Raw genomic sequence first — 2,178 nt, 5'->3', positions numbered from 1 at the left:
AGTCAAGCGGCAGGCCACTTGGGGAATCTCGGCTGACAGTCAAAATGGCGCAAGGTATATCATGAAACCGATCTTCTCCCGTCGCACCGCCCTTTTGGGCGGCGCTTTCGCTCTCGGCGCACCCTTTCTCAACGGGCGTGTCGCCATCGCTCAGGAAGCAGAATCATCCAACCTCGTTTTGCCAACCTTCTATGATCGGATGGTCGGTGATCTGCGGGTGACGGTCCTTTTGGATGGCTTCTTTGATCTTGGGCATCCGTTGATCACCAACGCAACTGCCGAACAGATCGACGCCGGGATGACGAGTGCATACCTCGGCGCTGGCGATCAGATCCAGCTGCCGATCAGCATACATCTTGTCCATGCTGCGGACGGCATCACCATGATTGACGCCGGGTCAGGAAGTGCTTTCGGCCCGACTGCCGGTCGGGTCGCGGCCGCGCTTAACACAATGGGGATCGGCACCGAAGAGATTACGCGGATCGTCCTGACCCATATGCATCCGGATCACATCGGCGGTCTGCTTTCCTCAGACGGGAAAGCGGTCTTCGGCTCCGCATCCCTGCACGTCCATGAGGCCGATCTGAAATTCTGGACCGACGAGGCAATCGCCGCCTCCGTTCCAGATGACTCGAAACCTTTCTTCGCCTTGGCACGTGGCGTATCGGCTGCATATAGTGAGCGGCTTAATACATTCGTCGGCTCTGCAGATCTTGGTGGGGGGCTCAGCACTGTTGAAGCCTTTGGACACACCCCGGGTCATTCGGCAGTGCGGGTCTCCGACGGAACAGACCAGCTTTTGATTTTGGGTGACGCGGCAGTCGTGGCAGCCGTCCAATTCCAAAACCCGGACGCCGGCATTGCCTCTGATGCAGACGGTGCACAGGCGGCCGTGACGCGCAAGGCGATCTTCGACATGGTCTCTGCAGATCGGATCGCCGTAGCCGCCACTCATCTTCCTTTCCCTGGTGTCGGGCATGTCGAGAGGACAAACAGCGCCTATGCGTGGGTGCCCGAGCATTGGCAGGTGATGTAAAGCCAGTTTGAAGATCATGTTGGGCAGCACTTGTTGCCCAACTCCCGAAATAGTGGACGCAAGCAATGCCAGGTCTTTCTGCCTCGAACCGCCCGAGGATGGCAGAACCTGAGGCAGACGGAGAGCGGCCATTGCACGTTCATCCAACCAATATCGTCGTCGGTTGCTGATTGCCCCTTAGGGCGCATTGGTCTGGGCTCTCTCTGCGGACCACAGGTTGGTATATTGATACACGACGATGGTTTGCCTTTCCGGCGATCAAAGCAATAAGTGGCCTTGCATGAACATTCATACCGACCTCTGCATCCTAGGTGCCGGGCTTTCTGGGCTTAGTATGGCTGCTCAACTCCGGGCCGAGGGCCGCGATGTGACCGTGCTGGAGGCCCGGGACAGAAGCGGTGGGCGTGTGCTTTCACGGGGCGGATATGACCTTGGGCCGTCCTGGATCTGGCCGCACAACCAACGCATGTTGGCACTGATTGAAAGTTTGGGCCTGAATATTTTTGCGCAACACGCAACCGGACGGTTGGTGTTTGAAGATGCCTCTGGAATGGTTCGTCGGGATCTTGAATTTGCGACGATGGGCGGCGCTTTGCGCGTCGAGGGTGGGCTGGCGCGAGTCACTGATAGCCACCGTTGAAGAACCGCTTTCGGCGCACCGCCGAGAAACGATAAAGCACCTCATAGGCCGCAAGATCGAACAGATGCAGGGCAAGCCGGATCGGGGCGGGTGCGGTGGATTGCCGGAAAATGGAAGATTGGTTTTAACCAGAAGCAGTACGGCGCAATTCGAAGTGATGTGTCCATTTAAGATCACAGTTGTTTCTTGAAAATGGAAATTTTCCGCAGCTGAACCACCTATCAAGGGTATCCCCTCTAGTCCCCAATGTATTGCCGCCGTAACTGCTTCTTCGGCGTGTGATAATCCGTCAATTAGGCATATAGCGAAATAATTTGTAGATGCTGTCGTCTGCTTTATATCTACGAAATCCCGCTTGGCCGATCTAGCCTTTTCTGTCATACACTCTATGCTAAGCTCAGAAAGGCTGTCAAATGAAACTGATTTAAAGGAAAAATTGGAACTCGGAAACAGAACAATCAATATACGCCCACTTACGAGCCCTGAACCCACATTCTCCAAG

General features: G+C 55.5%; 2 protein-coding genes and 1 pseudogene. 2 read left to right on the top strand and 1 reads right to left on the bottom strand.

Features of this window, described 5'->3' with window-relative positions; genetic code table 11:
• Together FE811_RS26590 and FE811_RS28590 are read left to right on the top strand one after the other, a co-directional pair.
• A partial coding sequence (locus tag FE811_RS26590; protein WP_370362715.1) for an MBL fold metallo-hydrolase occupies positions 1 to 1,036 on the top strand: 1,036 nt, incomplete at its 5' end.
• Positions 1,037 to 1,316: 280 nt separating this feature from the next.
• Positions 1,317 to 1,676, top strand: a complete 360-nt coding sequence (locus tag FE811_RS28590) for an FAD-dependent oxidoreductase (RefSeq protein WP_255469863.1) — start codon at positions 1,317 to 1,319, stop codon at positions 1,674 to 1,676.
• A 117-nt stretch (positions 1,677 to 1,793) separates the two neighbouring features.
• Here FE811_RS28590 and FE811_RS28885 read toward each other — a convergent pair.
• Positions 1,794 to 2,168 (bottom strand): annotated as a pseudogene (locus FE811_RS28885) (FIST N-terminal domain-containing protein); the annotation flags it as partial.
• Positions 2,169 to 2,178 lie beyond the last annotated feature (10 nt).

This window comes from Paracoccus sp. FO-3, assembly GCF_006386455.1.
In the GTDB taxonomy this organism is placed as follows: domain Bacteria; phylum Pseudomonadota; class Alphaproteobacteria; order Rhodobacterales; family Rhodobacteraceae; genus Paracoccus; species Paracoccus versutus.
The sequence above is the reverse complement of the archived record's forward strand: the minus strand, read 5'-3'. Positions and strand labels throughout refer to the sequence as shown.

Excerpts from the sequence above, each read along its gene's own strand:
- FE811_RS28590 (WP_255469863.1), top strand. The coding sequence starts at position 1,317 with ATGAACATTCATACCGACCTCTGCATCCTAGGTGCCGGGCTTTCTGGG.